This window comes from Bradyrhizobium sp. Kon58 (assembly GCF_055807455.1).
The window spans coordinates 75,175-94,028 of record NZ_JBVVOT010000017.1 but is presented as its reverse complement, the minus strand read 5'-3'; the positions used below and the strand labels follow the sequence as shown (position 1 = coordinate 94,028).

The following is an 18,854-nucleotide window of genomic DNA, read 5'->3' as shown; positions in this document are numbered from 1 at the left end:
GAGATCACCAGGGCGTCGGCAACAGGCCGGCGGGCAGCGGCACGCGCAGCAGCTTGCCGAAGATGAGGTGGATCGCGAACGGCGCCAGCGCTGCGAGCGGCAGCGCCAGCTTCCACTTCGCCCCCAACGCGGTCGAGGTGACGTAGACCATGATCGCCGCGGTGATGATGAAGCCGAGGCGGTCGGCTGCCACCACGTAGAACAGCAGCAGCGCCGGCGGCAGCAGCGCGCGCAGGCCGTACAACTTTCCCTGCGGCGGCGGGGCAGCCGCTGCCTGGCCATCCTCGAGCGGGATCAGCTCTTCCGCCTCCTCGAAGGTGTGGCCGATCCCGAACACGATCGCGAGCCCGCACAGCGCAAGCCCAATGCCGATCACGAGCGGAAATACGTTGGGGCCGACCGGCTGCCCGGGCACCGGCGGCAGCAGCCAGCCGCCATAGGCGGCTGCTGTGCCGAGCACGACGAGAAACGATCCCGTGACGGAGTCGGGAAGACGCATGGGAGGAGTCCTACAAGAGATGTTCTCCCTCTTCCCGCGCGCGGGGAGAGGGTCGGGGTGAGGGGGGCTCTCCGCGGGGGAGGTGAAAGCTGGATTCGCGGAGAGTCCCCCTCACCCGGAATCCGCGCTTCGCACGTATTCCGACCTCTCCCCGCAAGCGGGGCGAGGTGAATTGAGCGTGCGGACCGGCCACTTCAATCAACTATCGCCTCGCGTGATAGCCGCAGGAGATTACGCCTTGCTCAGACCCGCCGCCTTCATGGCTTCGCCCATCTGGGCGTCGCCCTTGTCCATGAAGCTTGCGAACTGGCCGGCATCACCCCACACGGTGCCGAAGCCGCGATTGCCCATGAAGTCCTTGAACTCGGCGGAGTCGTAGACCTTCTTCAGCGCCGCGGTGAGCTTCGTTGCGATCTCCGGCGGAAGGTTCTTCGGCGCACCGATGCCCCGCCAGGCGCCGGTCGCGTAGTCGATGCCCATCGCCTCCTTCAGCGTCGGCACGTCCTTGAAGATCGGATTGCGCGCCGGCGCCATGATGGCAAGGCTCCTGGCCTTGCCGGCCTCAATGATGGCGCGGGCTTCCGGGACCGAGCAGGTGGTAAGGTCGAGACCGCCGGCGGCGAGGTCCTGCATCGCGGGTGCGGCGCCATTCGAGGGCACCCAGGCGACCTGATTGGCGGGCAGGCCCATCGCCTGCATCCAGCCGACCAGCGCGAGATGCCAGATGCCGCCCTGGCCGGTGCCGGAGGCCTTGAACTTGCCGGGAGGGGCCGCCTTGATGGCTTCGGCGAGTTCCTTCACCGTCTTGTAAGGCGAGGAGGAGGAGACCTGGATGCCCGGAGGATCTTCGTTCATCAGCGCCAGCGGGGTGTAGCTCTTCGGCGCCAGTTCGGTCAGCCCCTGCCAGTGCATCATCGAGATTTCGACCGTGAGCATGCCGATGGTGTAGCCATCGGGCTGCGCGGTCGCGATCGCGGTATGGCCGACGACGCCGGAGCCGCCGGTGCGATTGACCACGTTGAAGGGCTGGCCGAGATCCTTCTCCAACAGCGCTGCGACAATGCGCGCAGTCGCGTCGGTGCCGCCGCCCGCGCCCCAGGGCACGATCACGGTGACGGGCCGCGCCGGATAGGCTTGCGCGCGTGCGGGTGTGAGGCCGAATGCGGCGGATGCCGCGACTGCGGCAGATGAAGCCGCAAAGGTGCGGCGCGTAATCTTGGACATCAATGCCTCCCAACGGCGCCCATGACGTCAGGCGCTCTTGTCAATGGCGACATTCTAGTCGGCTTTGCAGCGCGGCTGCAAGGCAGCGCTACCAGCGCTCTGCGAGCAACCTGTTGCTGCTCAACACGATCATTGCGGCTCGTCCGCGTCGCTCTTCGGCCGCGCGCCACCGAAGATGCGGCTGCCTTCCGCTGTGAGATAGGGTTTCAGCATTTCCCACGGCACGAACGCGACATGTTCGCCCTCGGCGTAGGGGCCGACTGCGTAGGGCGGATAGTGGAAGGTGAGCTCGGAACTCTTGCCCGCGTCGGTTGAAGGCGCGAGCGTCACCGCGCCGATCTTGAGCAGGCTCGGCTCCACGCTCTTGAACCACTCGTCGGTCGCGGTCTCGCTGGTATCGCGCTTCTTCTTCTCGATCTTCAACGATGCGATCACCGCCTTCACCATTGCCTTCATGGCCGGGCCGTTGTCGGCGGTCTCGGTGAAGAACGGGCGGATGGAGATGCGCTTGTTCTCCGCCTTGTCCCACAGGACCGTGTTCACGTCGGAATTGGGATGGGCGCCGCGGGTGTCCATGTAGTCGTTGCGCAGGATGCTGACATAGCGGTCGGCGACGACGGAGCGAACCGTATATTTGCGCTCGAAGTCCCAGCCGCCATCCCTGAAGAACTGCGGATCCTCTTTGCGCGAGGCGGCGGCTTCTGCCGCGTTCTTGTCAATCCACTTCCTGCCTTCAGTCAGGCAGTCGGCCGCCAGCGCCGCATCGACCTTGACCTTGTCGTCGAGGAAAACGCGGGCCTCGATGCTCTTGGTCTTGATCACCGCGTCGGGCTTGGGGTCGGCGGCATGGGCGGGCGAGGCCAGGGTGATTGCAGTGATCGCCGAAAGCGCGGCGATGGTGCGCAGCACTAGGCCCACGCGCACACGATAATATGTCACATTAGCATTCATAAATTTCAGTTGATTTCCGACCGCCGTCCACGGGTCTCGATATTTGCGGGAGATAAACACTACAAAATAAGCGGTCGAGAATACTGGGCGCGAACACCGAGTCCAACAAAGGACAGCCCTCCGTAGACAAAGTTGGAACTACCACATCGCGACAGTGTGGATTCGAGATAGATACAACATGTCATCGACTCTCGGTTAGTCTGCTGCTGTCGGTAGCGGTTCGTTCGCCGCTGACGTTTCGTTGCACGAATGATCCAATGAATGCACCCAGAGTAAGTTTCGCTAGGTCCAGAAAGCCATCCACGCCAAAAATCGCGACAAAAGAGAAGAATAACGTCAACCCAACTGTGGCGAGAGGCAGCCCAGTTAAGCCCAGTTTGGTAGCAGTGCCTGTAGTACCCGAAAGGCTGCTTAGTCGTACATATTGGTCGATACCCTTCTCGTTAGCATCCCGGATCAAATCCTCTAGCAAGCGTCGGTCTTGAGGAGGTATTACCACCTTAGGGGTTGAAGCATCGCTCAACAGAGCTCGGCTGCCGAGCAGGACGCAGAAGAGAGCGGCTGCTGCGGCGATGCCTAGAATTACTACGTCAAGCAATGCCAGAGAACGATGCTCACTAATATAAAAAAAGATCCCATAGCCGATTGCACCAGCGAACATAAACAGCGTTAGTGCACCGTACATCGTCAGAACACGGCGAACCGATTCCTGCCTTCGGACTCGCTCATCATCTCTCGATACGGCGCTTTCGTCTGTATCGGACATCGGCCCCCTCCTTCTGTTCGATCGGGAGGATATGACAACTCGCAGTGCAACCACAAGGCGGCAACGTGCTCGCTCGTCCAATGAAACAAAGGAAAAGCGAATCAGAACCTGGTGTCCGATAGAGCGGCGGAATTACTCCGCCGCCTCGCTATGCCCGAGCCGGGCGTTCAGCTTGCGGATCAGCTCCTCGGCCGCGTCCGCGATCACCGTGCCCGGCGGGAAGATGGCTTCCGCGCCAGCCGCATAGAGCGCGTCGTAATCCTGTGGGGGCACCACGCCGCCGACGATGATCATGATGTCGTCGCGGCCCTGCTTCTTCAGCGCGGCCTTCAGCTCCGGCACGGCGGTGAGGTGGGCGGCGGCGAGCGAGGAGACGCCGAGGATGTGGACGTCGTTCTCAACCGCCTGGCGCGCGGCTTCGTCGGCGGTTGCGAACAGCGGCCCGATGTCGACGTCGAAGCCGATATCGGCGAAGGCCGACGCGATCACCTTCTGGCCGCGGTCGTGACCGTCCTGGCCGATTTTTGCGACCAGGATGCGCGGGCGGCGGCCTTCCGCCTCCTCGAAGGCATCGATCAGCGCCTGAACTTTCTCGACCCGGTTACCCATGCTGGACGCCTCCCGCTTGTAGACGCCGGTGATGGATTTGATTTCGGCGCGGTGCCGGCCGAACACCTTCTCCATCGCGTCCGAGATCTCGCCGACGGTTGCCTTCGCGCGCGCAGCGTCGATGGCGAGCGCGAGCAGATTGCCGTTGCCTTCGCCGGCCGAGCGCGTCAGCGCGGCGAGCGCGGCCTCGACCTCCTTCTGGTTGCGTTCGGATTTCAGCCGCGTCAGCTTGTCGATCTGGAGCCGGCGGACATTGGTATTGTCGACCTTGAGGATATCGATCGGAGTTTCGTCGGTCGGCTTGTATTTGTTGACGCCGATCACCGCCTGTTTGCCCGCATCGATGCGGGCCTGGGTCTTGGCCGAGGCTTCCTCGATGCGCAGCTTCGGTACGCCGGCCTCGATGGCCTTGGCCATGCCGCCGAGCTCCTCGACCTCCTGGATGTGGCTCCAGGCCTTGGCGGCGAGGTCGCGCGTGAGACGCTCGACATAATACGAGCCGCCCCAGGGGTCGATGATGCGGGTGGTGCCGCTCTCCTGCTGCAGGAAGAGCTGGGTATTGCGGGCGATACGCGCGGAGAAATCGGTCGGCAAAGCGAGCGCCTCGTCGAGCGCGTTGGTGTGCAGCGACTGGGTGTGGCCTTGCGTCGCCGCCATCGCTTCCACAGTCGTGCGCATCACGTTGTTGAAGACGTCCTGCGCGGTCAGCGACCAGCCGGAGGTCTGGCAATGCGTGCGCAGCGACAGCGAGCGCGGATCGCTGGGGTTGAACGGCTTGAGCAGCTTCGCCCAGAGCAGCCGCGCCGCGCGCATCTTGGCGACTTCCATGAAGAAGTTCATGCCGGTCGCCCAGAAGAACGACAGCCGCGGCGCGAAGCGGTCGACGTCGAGGCCCGCCGCAAGGCCGGCGCGAAGATATTCGACGCCGTCGGCCAGCGTATAGGCGAGCTCGAGGTCCTGCGTCGCCCCGGCTTCCTGCATGTGATAGCCGGAGATCGAGATCGAATTGTATTTCGGCATCTTCTGCGAGGTGTAGGCGAAGATGTCCGATATGATTCGCATCGAGGGCGCAGGCGGATAGATGTAGGTGTTGCGCACCATGAACTCTTTCAGAATGTCGTTCTGAATGGTCCCTGAGAGCTTCTCCGGCGGCACGCCCTGTTCCTCGGCAGCAGCGACGTAGAGCGCCAGGATCGGCAGCACCGCGCCGTTCATGGTCATGGACACGCTCATCTGGTCGAGCGGAATCCCCGCGAACAGCGTCCGCATGTCGTAGATGGAATCGATGGCAACGCCAGCCATGCCGACGTCGCCGCCGACGCGCGGATGATCGCTGTCATAGCCGCGATGGGTGGCGAGGTCGAAGGCGACCGAGAGGCCCTTCTGTCCGGCTGCGAGATTGCGGCGGTAGAACGCGTTGGAATCCTCCGCCGTGGAGAAGCCGGCGTATTGCCGCACAGTCCAGGGCTGGTTGACATACATGGTCGGGTAGGGGCCGCGCAGATAAGGCGCGATGCCCGGATAGGTCTCGAGGAAGTCGAGCCCGGCGAGGTCGGCCTCGCTATAAGCGGGCTTCACCAGGATGCCCTCGGGCGTCAGCCACGGCTCGGCGCTGCCGGTCGGGGCGCCGGTGACGGCTCGCTCGAAGGCGACGTCGGCGAAATCAGGAATGCGGCTCATGGTTTCAACCATATCATAGGCGCTCAATCATGATCCGGATGCTGATGGCTGACGATGGTCGCCATCTTCTCCGGCCCGTAATTCTGCTGCGTGGTCTGGCTTGGCAAATTGGCGATCCCGACCACCCAGCCGAGACGGGACTCGGTGCCGAACTGCCGCGTCGGCACCACGTGGTCGGGGCGGTCGAACGCGCCGGTCATGATCTCGATGCGGTCGCCGTCGATGCGGCCGAAGCTCAACGGCGTGCCGCAGGCGGCGCAAAAGCCGCGTTCGGCGATGGAGGAGGAGCGGAAGAACGACGGCTGCCCCTTGGTCCAGGCAAAGTCCGTCTTGTTGATGTCGGCAAAAGAGGCGAACGGCGCGCCGCTGGCCTTCTGGCACATCCGGCAGTGGCAGATCGAAACCCTGTTCGGCGCCGTCATGACTCCAAAGCGCACTGCCCCGCATTGGCAGCCGCCGGTGAGAACGGGTTTGCCTGCGTCCGTCATGGCTGCTCCATTCGTCGATAGGCGTCTTGCAATGTCGCAAGCGCGTCGCCTCCGGCGAAGACAAAACCGGTGACGCCGGCTGCACGCAGCGCCGCCTCGGCATCGGTCGGGCGGCCTGCCAGATAGATAAGTCGGGCGCCGGCGGTTTGCAGGGCCTGCGCCGCGGCTTCGGCGTGTTCCGCATAGACCTTGTCGCTGGAACAAAGGCAGGCGAGCCCGGCACCGGAGGCCTTGAAGGCTGCCGCTAGCTGGGCCGGATCAGCGAAGCCCTCGCTGTCGACGGCCTGGATGCCGCCGGTCTCGAACAAGCTCTTGGCAAAGGTCGCGCGCGCCGTGAAATCGGCGGGTGTGCCGAGATTGGCTAAGAACACTTTCGGTCGCGCGCCCTGTGCCTTCAAGGCCGCATCGGATTTGTCCCGCAGCGCCTCGAACGGTTCCGCCAGCCGGATCGGCGGCAGCGCGTCGAACTTGTATTTTTGCTCGCCATAAGGCGCCAGCGCGATCGGCGTCGCCTTCAGCACCGTCGTCTCGTTCTCGTGCAGGTTCGGAAACTCGCTGGCGCCGGTCAGCACGTCGCGGCGTTTTGCGATATTGGCGTCGCGGGCTTTTCGCGCGGCCGCGACCTTGCTCTGGAACAGGCCCTGCTGAAGCGCTGTGAAGGCGCCGCCGGCTTTCTCGCTCTCCTGGAACAGCGTCCAGGCGGCCTCGCAGAGCTGGCCCGTCAATGTCTCGATGCCGCCTGCGCCTGCCGCGGGATCGCTGACCTTGGCGAGATTGCTCTCTTCCAGCAGCACGGCTTGTGTGTTGCGCGCCACGCGCCGCGCGAACGGATCGGGCAGGCCGAGCGCCAGCGTATGCGGCAGCACGGTGATCGCGTTCGCGCCGGCGAGTCCGGCCGCAAACGTCGCCATGGTGGCGCGCAGCATGTTCACATAGGGATCGCGCTGCGTCAGCATGCGCCAGGCGGTATCGGCGGCGATGAACAGCGGTTTTGGCGTGAGCCCGCACGCCGTCTCGATACGCGCCCACAGCAGCCGCAAGGCGCGGAATTTTGCCATGGTGAGGAACTGATCTGCATCCGCGGCAAGCCGCGCATAGACCATGCCCTGCGCCTGCTCCAGCGGAACGCCTGCGCCCTCGATCGCGCGCAAATAGGCGATGCCGCAGGCGAGCACGAAAGCGAGCTCCTGCGCCTCCGAGCCACCGGCATCGTGGACGACGCGTCCGTCGGCTGATGCGAACGGTCCCTTGAAGCCGAGCGCGGCGAGGCCCTTGATGCCGCCGGTGACCGCCGGAACGATCTCGTCCCAGGTGTAGGGGCTATGGCCCCACACCGCGCCGGCCGCGAGCGGGTCGAGTCCGAAGCGGATGTCGCAGGCCGCGGGATCGATGCCGTTGCTCTTCACATATTCCGCGACGTGGATCGCCGCCATCCGCGATTGCGGACCGATCTCGAGCTCCAGCCCGATGCCGGCATCGAGATGGATATCCTTCAAGATCTTTGCGACTGCGTCCGCGGTCGGTTCCAGCCCGAAACCGTGAGCGGCATTGGCGCCGGCGAACACCAGCGCCAGACCCGTCGCGCCATTTTCGAGATCGGTCAGTGCCTGCGCATTCGCCGCACTTGCATCGGGATGGTCGATCCGCTGCATGATCTGCCAGGGCGCCGCCGCCGGCCGTCCCACCACGGGCGCAACGCCTTTGGCGCGCGGATAGAGTGGATCGATCCTGATTCCGTCATAGGTCTTGCCGACCAGCTTCTCGAACGGCGCGCCCTTCAGCACACCGTCGACCAGCTTGCGCCAGTCGTCGACGGTCGCCTTGGGAAAATCCGCCGCCAGCGGCAGGTCGTCAGTCGCGGAGGTCATGCGGCGAGGGGCTCCGAAAAATCTTGTTGTTCGCAGCCGAAATTGCCACGGCCGGCCGTCCCTGCAAACGGTTGTTTTTGGTTAACCGGTATCCGGAAGCCGCTCAATGCCTTGTGTCGAGACGCTGGCGAGACCGTCACGGACACAAATGCCTGCGATCACGCGGTCGGGCGCGATCTCGGCCAGCGGCACCAGCACAAAGGCGCGCTCGAACAGGCGCGGATGCGGCAGGGTCAGGTCGGGCTTCTGCATCGACACGTCGTCATAGGCAATCATGTCGAGATCGAGCGTGCGCGGGCCCCAGCGCCGCTCCTTATCGCGCGAGCGGCCGAATTTCTGCTCGACCTTCTGCATCACGAACAGCAGCGCATGCGGATCGAGATCGGTCTCGATCTCGACGCAGGCGTTGATGAAGGGAGCCTGGTCCTCGTCGCCCCAGGGCGGCGTCGCATAGTCCGACGAGCGCGCGATCAACGCGGCCTGAGCCATGCCGCAGATATGGGCGATCGCCTTCTGGAAGGTCGCGCGGACATCGCCGACATTGCCGCCGAGCGCAATCAGGACGCTCGCCATGTCAGGGGTGCCGCGAGCGCGTCAGCATGATTCCGACGTCGTCGAAGATCGCGGCGATCGGCGCATGCGGCTTGTGCACGGTGATCTTGACCGCACGGATGCGCGGAAAGTGCGACAGGATGGCATCGGCCACCGCGCCGGCTGCGCGCTCCAGAAGCTTGTAATTGGTGTTCTTGAAGGCCGCGGTGGTGGTCGCCACGACGTCGGCGTAGGACACGGTGTCGGCGAGCCGGTCGCTGCGGGAAGGCTCCGACAGGTCGGTATAGAGCTCGAGGTCGATGACGAAGCGCTGGCCGACCTCGGTCTCGTGCTCCATCACGCCGTGGCGGGCATGGATCGACAGGCCGCTCACGAAGATCGTATCGGTCATGGCTTGCTCTCGATTGCGTGCGCCACTCGCAGGGCCTGCAAGGTCTCGGCGACGTCATGGGTCCTGATGATTTTCGCGCCGCGCTGCGCGGCGATCAGATGCGCGGCGATCGAGCCGGCGAGCCGCTCTGTCGGCTCCGACGGCGACACCGAAGCGATGAAGCGTTTTCGCGAGGCTCCAACGAGGATCGGCAGGCCAAACATGTCGAGCTCGCGAAGTCGCGCCAGCGCAATCATGCTCTGTTCGGCCGTCTTGCCGAAGCCGATGCCGGGATCGAGCACGATCTTGTCGCGGGCGATGCCGGCCCGTGCCGCGATCTCCAGCGAGCGCTGGAAGAACGCCTTCATGTCCGCAACGATGTCGATGGTGGGATCGACGCTGTCGCGGTTGTGCATGACGATGACGGGGGCGCCTCTCGAGCCAATCAGCGGCGCCATGGCGGCATCGCGCTGCAGCCCCCAGACGTCGTTGGCAATCGCCGCGCCCTGATCGAGCGCGAAGGCCACCACTTCCGCCTTCATGCTGTCGATCGAGACCGGCACACCGAGCGCCACGATGTCCGATAGCACCGGCCGCAGCCTGGCCAGTTCGTCTTCCGCGGTGACCGGCCGCGCGCCCTTGTAGGGCCGGGTGGACTCGGCACCGATATCGATGATGTCGGCCCCGGCCTCGATCATCGCCCGTGCCCGCGCGAGCGCCTGCTCGGGCGCGATGAATTCGCCGCCGTCGGAGAATGAATCCGGGGTGACGTTGAGCACGCCCATCACCGCCGGGATCGGCCGCTCCAGCAGCGTCCGCAGCACGTCAAGCCCGACTGAACCGGCCGCCGGGACGGATGGGGAAGGCGAGGCATTCATGCGGCCCGCTTTAGCGGTCGGGGAGGGGGGATTCAAGGCAGGATTGGGGGCGATCCAGTGGCCCAATGCACTCCAGGCCTGTGAGGGCGCGATGCTCTTGCCCACACTCCGTCATTGCGAGCGTAGCGAAGCAATCCAGGCTGCCGCTGCGGAGAGACTCTGGATTGCTTCGCTGCGCTCGCAATGACGACCGGGTCGGAGCGGTGCTCTATCTGCCCAGCCTTGTCGCTGGATCAATACGAAATCTTCGGCGGCAGCTTTTTCGCCTTGGCGATGATGTCGCCGACCGACTTTTCCGAGGGCAAGATGCGGAGCAGCTTTTTCTTCTCGTTGGCGTCCCGCATGCTCTGGGCGAGCCTTGCCGGATTCCGGTAGGCGAGCTCGCGCACGGTGGTGACGCCGGCGGCGCGGACCAGGCCGACCTTGGCCCTGCCCATGCCGGGGATGCGCATGTAGTCGGAGACGTTGGCCCATTCCAGCAGCAACTGCTCGCTGATGCCGGTCTTGGCGGAGAGCGCCTTGCGGCCCTTCACGGTCGATGCCGCCTCGAGCAGCGCGTCGGTGGTGCGGATACCTTGCGCCTTCAACTTGTTGGCGGCAAAGGCCGACAGGCCCTCAATCTCGGAGATCGGATATGTCATGATACTCGATGTGAAATGCGCAGGCGTCAGGCGAACTGGCTGAGGCCCGGGGTCCCCGCGATGATCTTGCCCATCTGATCCGCTCCGATTTTGTCTCGGCCGAAGCGAAAAAGTTCACGGGCGATGTTCTGAATCTCGGACATGCCAAGTCCCAGGCCCATCAGGCGCGTGCCGACCGCCATCAGGCCGCCGCCCATCAGCCGCGACAGTCCTCCGCCGCTGCGGGACGCCTCGATTGCCGCTTCTGCACCTGGAATCTGGTCGATCAGGACCTGGACGCTGTCGGAAGGACCCTCGTTGCGGAGGAAGCCCAGGATAATGCCGACGGTCTTTTCGGCGACAGCACTATCTATGCTGGCGTTTGTCGCCAGCCGCCCGATCAGCTCGTCCATATGGCCGCCCCTCAGCCGGTTCACATGCCGGAGTATTGCTTTCGAAAATGATCTTGAGCCGGTGTGATGTGAAATACAAGCGATGAACGCCATCAACGTTCCGATTCATTCTCGAACGCGCGAGGAGTGTTGCAGCGCTGCAAGGGCGGAGATGAAATCGGCAGAAAAATGCCGCGATGCGAATGCGTCGTTCCTACTTTCGGCGGATGTCACTCGCATGTTTCCGACGATGTCGCATGCCCGGAGCACGTTGAATGGTTTCAATCAGCGCGCGATATGCGTTAAACTACGGAACTGGTGCATTCGAGTTTCGATATGCGAAACAGGGCAGAGAGATCAGGGAATAATGACCGCACAGGACAGCAAGCTCGGTGATACCGACGACAAGATCTTCGTCGGTAAAGGAAGCGAGCAGGCATGGTTGACGCTGGCGTTCGCCAATCGCCACGGCCTCGTCACGGGTGCAACCGGAACCGGCAAGACGGTCTCGCTGCAAGTGATGGCAGAAGGATTTGCGCGCGCCGGTGTTCCAGTGTTCGCGGCCGACATCAAGGGCGACCTCTCAGGCATCTCCGAGGTCGGCGAAGCCAAAGATTTCATCGTCAAGCGCGCCACCGAGATGGGACTGACGTTCCAGCCCGACCAGTTCTCGACGGTGTTCTGGGACGTGTTCGGCGAGCAGGGCCACCCGGTGCGGGCGACCGTCACGGAAATGGGCCCGCTCCTGCTCGCACGTATGCTCGACCTGAACGATGTGCAGGAAGGTGTGCTCAACGTCGCCTTCCGCGTCGCCGACGAGAATGGGCTGACGCTGATCGACATGAAGGATCTGCGCGCGCTGCTCGATGCCATCGTGCCCGACGCCGGCAAGAAGGGGGCGGATGCCGAGGAGAGTCCGCTTGCCGAGATCAAGAAGGCGGCGCAGGGTTTTGGCAACGTCACCAAGGCCACTGTCGGCACCATCCAGCGCCAGCTGCTGGTGCTGGAGAACCAGGGCGCCACCAAATTCTTCGGCGAGCCGGCGCTGACGCTGAAAGACTTCATGAAGACCGACCGCGACGGCCGCGGCATGGTCAACATCCTCGTTGCCGACAAGCTGCTCCAGAGCCCACGGCTTTACGCGACATTCCTGCTGTGGATGCTGTCGGAGCTGTTCGAGGAGCTGCCCGAGGCCGGTGACCTGCCCAAGCCGAAGCTGGTGTTCTTCTTCGACGAGGCGCATCTGTTGTTCAACGACGCGCCCAAGGCGCTGATGGACAAGATCGAGCAGGTGGTGCGCCTGATCCGCTCCAAAGGCGTCGGCGTTTATTTCGTCACGCAAAACCCGGTCGACGTGCCCGACCGCGTGCTCGGACAATTGGGCAACCGGGTGCAGCACGCGCTCCGCGCCTTCACTCCACGCGACCAGAAGGCGGTCGCCGCCGCGGCCCAGACCTTCCGGCCCAACCCGAAGCTCGACACTGCCAAGGTGATCATGGAGCTCGGCAAGGGCGAGGCGCTGGTGTCCTTTCTCGAAGGCAACGGCACGCCGGCGATGGTCGAGCGAGTGATGATCCGGCCGCCATCGGCCCGGATCGGACCGATCACGCCGGAAGAGCGCAAGGCGATCATGGATGCAAGCCCGGTGAAGGGCAAATACGACACCGCCGTCGATGCAGAGTCCGCCTACGAGATGATTCAGAAGCGCATTGCCGGCACGGCTGCGACTGCCGATCCCGGCGCGGCTGGCGGAAATGGAGGCGGCGGCATCCTCGGCCAGATCGGCTCGATCGTCGGCACCATCTTCGGCACCAACGTCAAGCGCGGCCGCCTCTCGACGGGGCAGGTCATCGCGCGCGACATGACTCGATCGGTCACCAATCAGGTGATCGGGGGGATGGCCGCCAATATCGGCAAGTCGGTCGCCGGCCAGCTTGGTGGCTCGATCGGCCGCACGCTGGTCCGCGGCGCGCTCGGCGGCTTGCTGCGCAGGTAGGCAGAAAGCCTCGTTTGAGGCAATTCGTCCGCGGACCCGCCGCTTGTGCGCGGCGGGTACAAATTCGGGTGATCAGGACTCTCCAAGCGTCCGTTGGTCTGCTAGGTGCTATGGCCCCTGACTGGACCACATCGTGACCTCACCTGAATCTTTCGTTCGACCCGGCGCATTCCGAAACCTGTCGTTGCGTGCGCCGCTCGACATGCTCTTCCTGCTCTGCTGCTTCATCCTGGCTGCCGATGTCCTCGGACCCGAGATCTTCGGGCACGGCAAAACCAAGGACTACGGCCTGTGGTACTGGGCCGGGCAGCAGGTCTTAAAGGGTGGGCCGCTCTATCCCGGCGACATCCGTGCGTACTTCGAGTTCATCTACCCACCGCTGCCGGCGATCCTGCTGGCGATCCCGAGCTGGTTCGGCAAGATCGCGCTCTACAGCGTGCTGTCGATCCTGAATATTGCGGCGTGGTGGTACACCGGGATGCTCTCCAACGCCATGACCGGTTCGTGCCGCACGCCTGGCCCCTGGCTGGAGGCGCTGCCCGCTCTCGTCACCGTGACCTTCGTGTTCGACATGTTCGATCTTGGCCAGCCGAACCTCCTCCTGCTGGCGATGATGCTCTACGGCTTCTGGAGCTTGCAGCATCAGCGCTCCTGGCTCGCAGGTTTCATGTTCGCGCTCGCCACCGCCATCAAGGTGTTTCCCATTGCGGTGCTGCCCTATCTGGTCTGGCGGCGAAACTGGGGAGCCGCCGTCGCTACGGTCGCCTTCACCGGCATGCTTCTCTATATCGTGCCGGCCCCCATTCGCGGCTTCGAGCGCAACGCCGCCGAGCTCAAGACCTGGTATCAGGGCATGGTCGGGTCGAGCTCGGAACAAGGATTTGGCCAGCGCGACGAGCAGAACTGGTCGTGGGTGAACCAGTCACTCATTGCCGTCACGCACCGGCTGGTCCGGCCAATCAATTACAATCAGGAGGATCCCAACAAGCCGCCGCGCACGATGAATGTCATCGACGTCGATTTCAGGACGGCGAACTGGATCGTGCTGGCGGTGTCGGCGTTGCTCGGACTCGGCTTCGTCGCGGTCATGCCACGGCAAGCGCGGCGTACGGCGCGCTCGGACGCCGAGGAGCTCGCCATCCTGTTCTGCCTGATGACGGTGGCATCGCCCCTGGCGCGGCAATACTACTTCATGTGGCTGTTCTTCCCGATGACGGTGCTGATGCATCGTGCCGCCTTCGACGACCGGGCGAACGTGCGCCTGGGAACCTGGCTTTTCCTTGGCGCCGCCGGCATCCTCATGCTGCTGGCGCTGCCGTGGTTTCCCAATGTCTTCCAGGCCTGGGGCAATAACCTCGTCGCCACAGCGGTCCTCGCAGCTAGTCTCGCATGGCACATCCGGCATCCGCCGGTTGCGGCTGGCCCCAACGCCGCGGCAGCGCTAAAAGCCGACAGTTCTTGAGAAGACAGCTTGAGCCCCGACGTCTTGGGATTCGAACGCAGGGAATACGACAATGGCAAATGCGCAGCTTCAATCCGTGCTCGACCACATCGACAACGAGTTCGACAACAGCCTGGAGCGCCTGTTCTCGCTGTTGCGGATCAAGTCGATCTCCGCCGATCCGGCCTTCGCGGCCGATTGCAAGGCGGCGGCCGAGCATCTTGCCAGGGACATCGCGAGCCTCGGCGTTGCGACTGAAGTGAGGCCGACCGCCGGCCATCCCGCGGTCGTCGGCAAGAGCGTCGCGGGCGGCCGGCCGCATGTGCTGTTCTACGGCCACTATGATGTGCAGCCGGTCGATCCGATCGAGCTCTGGCACCGTCCGCCATTCGAGCCTGTTGTGACCGACCATGCCGACGGCCGCAAGATCATCGTGGCGCGCGGCGCCGAGGACGACAAGGGCCAGGTCATGACCTTCGTCGAGGCCTGCCGCGCCTGGAAGAAGGTGACGGGGTCGCTGCCGATCGACGTCACGTTCCTGATCGAAGGCGAGGAAGAAGTCGGCTCGAAGAACTTCGTGCCCTTCATCGAAGCCAACAAGGACGAGTTCAGGGCGGATTACGTGCTGGTCTGCGACACCGGCATGTGGGACCGCAACACGCCGGCGATCACGACCTCGCTGCGCGGTCTGCTCTATGAGGAGCTCAAGATCACCGCCGCCAATCGCGATCTGCATTCTGGCGTGTTCGGCGGCAGCGCGATGAACCCGATCCGGGTGCTGACCAAAATTCTCGGCGGGCTGTTCGACGATGACAACCGTATCACCATTCCGGGCTTCTATGACGGGGTGAAGGACACCCCGCCGGACATTCTCGCGCAGTGGAAGAAGCTCGATTTCACGCCGGACACGTTCCTCAAGCCGGTTGGGCTATCGATACCGGCCGGCGAGAAGGGCAGGCTCCTGGTCGAGCAGGCTTCCACGCGTCCGACCTGCGACGTCAACGGCATCTGGGGCGGTTATATCGGTGAGGGCTCGAAGACGGTGATCCCGTCGCACGCCTCGGCCAAGGTCTCGTTCCGGCTGGTCGAAGGCCAGGATCCCGCGAAGATCCGCAAGGCTTTCCGTGAGTACGTGACGGCGCGCATTCCGGGAGACTGCAAGGTCGAGTTCGGCGACCACTCTGCCGGGCCTGCGATTGCGCTCGACTGGAACATGAAGCCGCTCGCCGCGGCCAAGACCGCGCTGACCGAGGAATGGGGCAAGGAGACGGTGCTGATGGGCTCGGGCGCGTCGATCCCGATCGTCGCGGACTTCAAGCGCACGCTGGGGCTGGATTCGCTGCTCGTTGGTTTCGGCCTCGACGACGACAACATCCACTCGCCGAACGAGAAGTACGACCTCCGCAGCTTCCAGAAAGGCATCCGCTCCTGGGCGCGCATCCTCGCGGCGCTGGCGGAGGTGAAGTAGCAGGCGCTCTGTCCTCGTCATTGCGAGCGTAGCGAAGCAATCCAGAAATCTCTCCGCGGAGACAGCCTGGATTGCTTCGTCGCTTCGCTCCTCGCAATGACGGGCCAAATAAAAACGCCGCCCGGAATTGGGCGGCGTTTCATTCCGAAAATGTGTAGAGGGTGTTGACACCTACCCTACACCAAATCCCGAAAATCTCAAGACCGGTACCCCGGAAGCTCGCGGTCCAGCTTGCGCAGCAGTGGCGGCCACACCAGGTTGGTGGCGCGCAACTCGGCGCGGTCGCGGTTGGCGAGCAGCTCGGTGTTCTTGTCGATCGCGACATCGTCGACCGGATAGACCGGCGTGCCCAGCGCGCGGGTACGTACCTGCATCGAGCAGGCCCGCTCGAGGTGATACATGCGCTCGAAGGCCGAGGCGACCGAGCGGCCGACCGTCATCGTGCCGTGGTTGCGCAGCAGCATGTGGTTATGGTCGCCGAGGTCCTTCTGCAGCCGCGGCCGCTCGTCGTGGTCGAGCGCGATGCCTTCATAGTCGTGATAGGCGAGGTCGTGGGTGACGAGCTGGGCGGTCTGGTTCAGCGGCAGCAGGCCTTCGGCGCTGCTCGAGACCGCGGTGCCGTCGAGGGTGTGGAGATGCAGCACGCAGATGGCGTCCTCGCGCACCTCGTGGATCGCCGAGTGGATGGTGAAGCCGGCGGGGTTGATGCTGTACTCGCTCTCGGAGAGCTGGTTGCCGTGCAGATCGACCTTGACCAGGCTCGACGCCGTGATCTCGTCGAACATCAGCCCGTAGGGGTTGATGAGGAAATGATGGTCGGGGCCGGGCACGCGGGCGGAGATATGGGTGTCGACCAAATCGTCCCAGCCGTAGAGCGAGACGAGACGATAGCATGCGGCGAGATTGACCCGTTGCTGCCACTCGGCCTCCGTCATGTTCGACGGCACTTCCTTCAGGCGCGCTTCCGCTGGCGACATGGCTGATCTCTCCGAACATCGTTGTTGCGGGGAGGGAGGGTAGTCCTGCCGCGAGCTGCCAGCAAGGCACACAAAGCGCGGCAGTCCAGCGTAGCCCGCATGAGCGAAGCGACATGCGGGCCGCTTGATAGGCCCCGGATGTCGCTGCGCTCATCCGGGCTACGGTCCGGAGGAATTGATTACGGCGCCGGGATCGAGAGCAGGCTGGAAATGCTGCTGCCGCGGATGTCGTAGACGCGGGCGAACACCACGTCGTCGCGCTTGATCTCGACCAGCACGGGCGCGGTGAGGCCCTTGCAGTAGAACTCACCGAGCGTCATGGCGAAATCGGCGGCATTGGAATCCCAGCCGATGGTGAAATCGGGACCGAGCGCGACCTGGGCGGGGCGCTGCGGACCGCACACGGCGACCTTCCATTTGCGGTTGCGCGGCGGCACTTCCTGGCGTTCCACCAGTTGCTCGCGCAATTCGTCCGAGGCCTGCTTCAGCGCCAGCCCCCAATAATCCAGCATGAAGCGGTCGTCGGCGCCGCGCACGGTGCCGGCGATGTGGTTGAAGTGGGTGTATTGATAGGGATGCAGGCGGATCATCTCGGCGAGCGAAAGCGCCAAGCCAAAACAGAAGGTGGCGAGCACGACCGGTTGCCAGGTGCGGTGATTGGCGCGCAGGCGCTCCATCGCCCAGCCAAAGGCGACGCCGCCCAGCACCGCCATCGGCGGGATCACGAAGACGAAATGGCGGATGCCGTTGTACAGCGCCGGCCGCTTCACCATCGCGATCGCGAGCGGCAGCGTCGCGGCGAGCGTGAGCATCAGCAGGATGGTCTTGCGGCGGGCGGGAACCTCGCGACGCGGCAGCAGTGCGAAGGTGCCGATCACGGCGCCGAACATCAGCACCAGCATCACCTCGGGCAACTGAAGCGCAAACAGCGTCGGCAGATAGGACCAGGGCATGTCCGGCACGGATACGATCGCGCCGTCGAACATCTCCTTCCAGGGTTTCTCGAAGAAGTGCGAGAAGTAGGTCAGCGCCTCGAAGGGATTGCCGGGCTCCATGATCGACCACGGCCAGATCAGCCCCATCACGAGGTAGCCGAGCACGAGGCCGGGCAGCAGCACGTAGACGACATAAGCGAAGCGGCGGACCGACTCGCGCAGGCCCTCGCTGCGCAGTTCCTCCAGGAACAGCGGCATGAAGCCGATCACGGCATAGACCAGCGCAAGGCCGCCGAGGATGCGGGTGCCGAGCGAGAGGCCGGCACCAAGGCCGATGATCAGGATCGTGCGCGGCGAAGGCTGCGGATATTCCTCGGCGAGGCGGACGAGACCCAGCATCAGGATGATCATGGCAACCGCGAAGGGTGCATCCTTCGGGTTCATGAACATGTGGCCGTAGAAGATCGGGCAGAGCGCGAGCAGCAGGAGCGAGGCAAGTCCCGCAAGGGGGCCGCCGACACGGCGGCCGAGCCGCCACGTCACCGCAAGTCCGATCACGCCAACGACGGCGCCGACCAGACGGCGCGTCTCGAACAGCTCGAGCGGAATCACCTTGTGCAGGAGGGCCGCGACCATGTCGAAGCCGCCGCCATACATGTAAAGGTTGGCGAAGGAGAGTGCCGCGGTGTCCTTGAAACCGGAACCGAACATGCGCAGCAGCAGATCGGCATATTCGGCGTGGGTGTAGTCGTCCCAGCCGAGCCCGTAGTCGCGGAAGGTCAAACCGGCAATGACGGCGACCGCAGCCAGCACCAGCATGGCGAGATCGTCGCAAGTCCGTTCAACCGAGCGCCGCAGAGGCGTGTCGATCGCCGAAGTCGTGATGGATGTCATGGCTATTGGTGACCCGGAATCCCCTCTTGGCCCTGCTGGTGCGCGCGGGCCTGTTCCCCGGAATCCCTATAGCGCAGTTCCATTACCAAGTAATTGGGCATTATGGCTAAATTCCTGATGCAACGCAGCAAATCCGACCACCTCGAGAGCAGCTTAGAAGTAGTGAGCCGTAGCTGAAGGGAATGTGAATAAGTCCCTGATTTCCTTTCCTTTAGGAACGCAGGCTATAATTCGACGTTGGCGTGG

Annotated in this window: 17 protein-coding genes; 3 read left to right on the top strand and 14 right to left on the bottom strand. The window is 64.0% G+C overall.

Annotated elements, in window-relative coordinates; all coding sequences use genetic code 11:
* Positions 1-4: 4 nt before the first annotated feature.
* The 12 genes from AC0L20_RS25285 to AC0L20_RS25230 form a co-directional block, all read right to left on the bottom strand.
* On the bottom strand, positions 5-499 hold the full coding sequence (locus tag AC0L20_RS25285) for a tripartite tricarboxylate transporter TctB family protein (RefSeq protein ID WP_007608177.1): 495 nt from the start codon (positions 497-499) through the stop codon (positions 5-7).
* 231 nt (positions 500-730) lie between these two features.
* Positions 731-1,723, bottom strand: coding sequence for a tripartite tricarboxylate transporter substrate binding protein (locus tag AC0L20_RS25280; protein ID WP_473293444.1), 993 nt, complete (start codon positions 1,721-1,723; stop codon positions 731-733).
* 129 nt (positions 1,724-1,852) lie between these two features.
* On the bottom strand, positions 1,853-2,632 hold the full coding sequence (locus AC0L20_RS25275) for an RsiV family protein (RefSeq protein WP_473293535.1): 780 nt from the start codon (positions 2,630-2,632) through the stop codon (positions 1,853-1,855).
* 223 nt (positions 2,633-2,855) lie between these two features.
* Positions 2,856-3,440 (bottom strand): hypothetical protein, encoded by a 585-nt coding sequence (locus tag AC0L20_RS25270; RefSeq protein ID WP_473293442.1) that lies wholly within the window; start codon positions 3,438-3,440, stop codon positions 2,856-2,858.
* A 132-nt stretch (positions 3,441-3,572) separates the two neighbouring features.
* The gene (gene scpA / locus AC0L20_RS25265; RefSeq protein ID WP_473293534.1) at positions 3,573-5,729 is read right to left on the bottom strand and encodes a methylmalonyl-CoA mutase; all 2,157 of its coding nucleotides are present in this window, start codon (positions 5,727-5,729) and stop codon (positions 3,573-3,575) included.
* Positions 5,730-5,752: 23 nt separating this feature from the next.
* The gene (locus AC0L20_RS25260; RefSeq protein WP_473293440.1) at positions 5,753-6,217 is read right to left on the bottom strand and encodes a GFA family protein; all 465 of its coding nucleotides are present in this window, start codon (positions 6,215-6,217) and stop codon (positions 5,753-5,755) included.
* Positions 6,214-8,085, bottom strand: coding sequence for a methylmalonyl-CoA mutase family protein (locus tag AC0L20_RS25255; protein WP_473293438.1), 1,872 nt, complete (start codon positions 8,083-8,085; stop codon positions 6,214-6,216). The genes AC0L20_RS25260 and AC0L20_RS25255 overlap by 4 nt, the downstream gene beginning before the upstream one ends.
* 81 nt (positions 8,086-8,166) lie before the next feature.
* Complete coding sequence (gene folK / locus AC0L20_RS25250; protein ID WP_473293436.1) at positions 8,167-8,658, bottom strand: 2-amino-4-hydroxy-6-hydroxymethyldihydropteridine diphosphokinase; 492 nt, start codon at positions 8,656-8,658, stop codon at positions 8,167-8,169.
* A 1-nt stretch (position 8,659) separates the two neighbouring features.
* Positions 8,660-9,028: a dihydroneopterin aldolase gene (gene folB, locus AC0L20_RS25245; protein WP_027516901.1), complete on the bottom strand. Its 369-nt coding sequence runs from the start codon at positions 9,026-9,028 to the stop codon at positions 8,660-8,662.
* Positions 9,025-9,885, bottom strand: coding sequence for a dihydropteroate synthase (gene folP, locus AC0L20_RS25240; RefSeq protein ID WP_473293434.1), 861 nt, complete (start codon positions 9,883-9,885; stop codon positions 9,025-9,027). The genes folB and folP overlap by 4 nt, the downstream gene beginning before the upstream one ends.
* Before the next feature lie 233 nt (positions 9,886-10,118).
* Positions 10,119-10,526: a DUF4332 domain-containing protein gene (locus AC0L20_RS25235; RefSeq protein WP_007608193.1), complete on the bottom strand. Its 408-nt coding sequence runs from the start codon at positions 10,524-10,526 to the stop codon at positions 10,119-10,121.
* Between the two features lie 26 nt (positions 10,527-10,552).
* Entirely contained in the window at positions 10,553-10,918 is a 366-nt protein-coding gene (locus AC0L20_RS25230; protein ID WP_247399217.1) for a DUF2267 domain-containing protein, read from the bottom strand.
* Between the two features lie 346 nt (positions 10,919-11,264).
* Here AC0L20_RS25230 and AC0L20_RS25225 point away from each other — a divergent pair, with 346 nt between their 5' ends.
* From AC0L20_RS25225 to AC0L20_RS25215, 3 genes are all read left to right on the top strand, one after another.
* Positions 11,265-12,893 carry a helicase HerA-like domain-containing protein gene (locus AC0L20_RS25225; protein ID WP_473293431.1) on the top strand — a complete coding sequence of 543 codons (1,629 nt, stop codon included), beginning with the start codon at positions 11,265-11,267 and terminating at the stop codon, positions 12,891-12,893.
* Positions 12,894-13,026: 133 nt separating this feature from the next.
* A complete protein-coding gene (locus tag AC0L20_RS25220; protein WP_473293429.1) occupies positions 13,027-14,355 on the top strand; it encodes a glycosyltransferase family 87 protein in 1,329 nt (442 codons plus the stop codon).
* Positions 14,356-14,407: 52 nt separating this feature from the next.
* On the top strand, positions 14,408-15,802 hold the full coding sequence (locus AC0L20_RS25215) for a M20/M25/M40 family metallo-hydrolase (protein WP_473293427.1): 1,395 nt from the start codon (positions 14,408-14,410) through the stop codon (positions 15,800-15,802).
* 197 nt (positions 15,803-15,999) lie between these two features.
* On the opposite strand, the gene AC0L20_RS25210 is transcribed toward AC0L20_RS25215, so the two are convergent.
* Positions 16,000-16,779 (bottom strand): class II aldolase/adducin family protein, encoded by a 780-nt coding sequence (locus AC0L20_RS25210; RefSeq protein WP_007593534.1) that lies wholly within the window; start codon positions 16,777-16,779, stop codon positions 16,000-16,002.
* Positions 16,780-16,958: 179 nt separating this feature from the next.
* Positions 16,959-18,608 (bottom strand): ArnT family glycosyltransferase, encoded by a 1,650-nt coding sequence (locus AC0L20_RS25205; protein ID WP_473293425.1) that lies wholly within the window; start codon positions 18,606-18,608, stop codon positions 16,959-16,961.
* Positions 18,609-18,854: the final 246 nt, after the last annotated feature.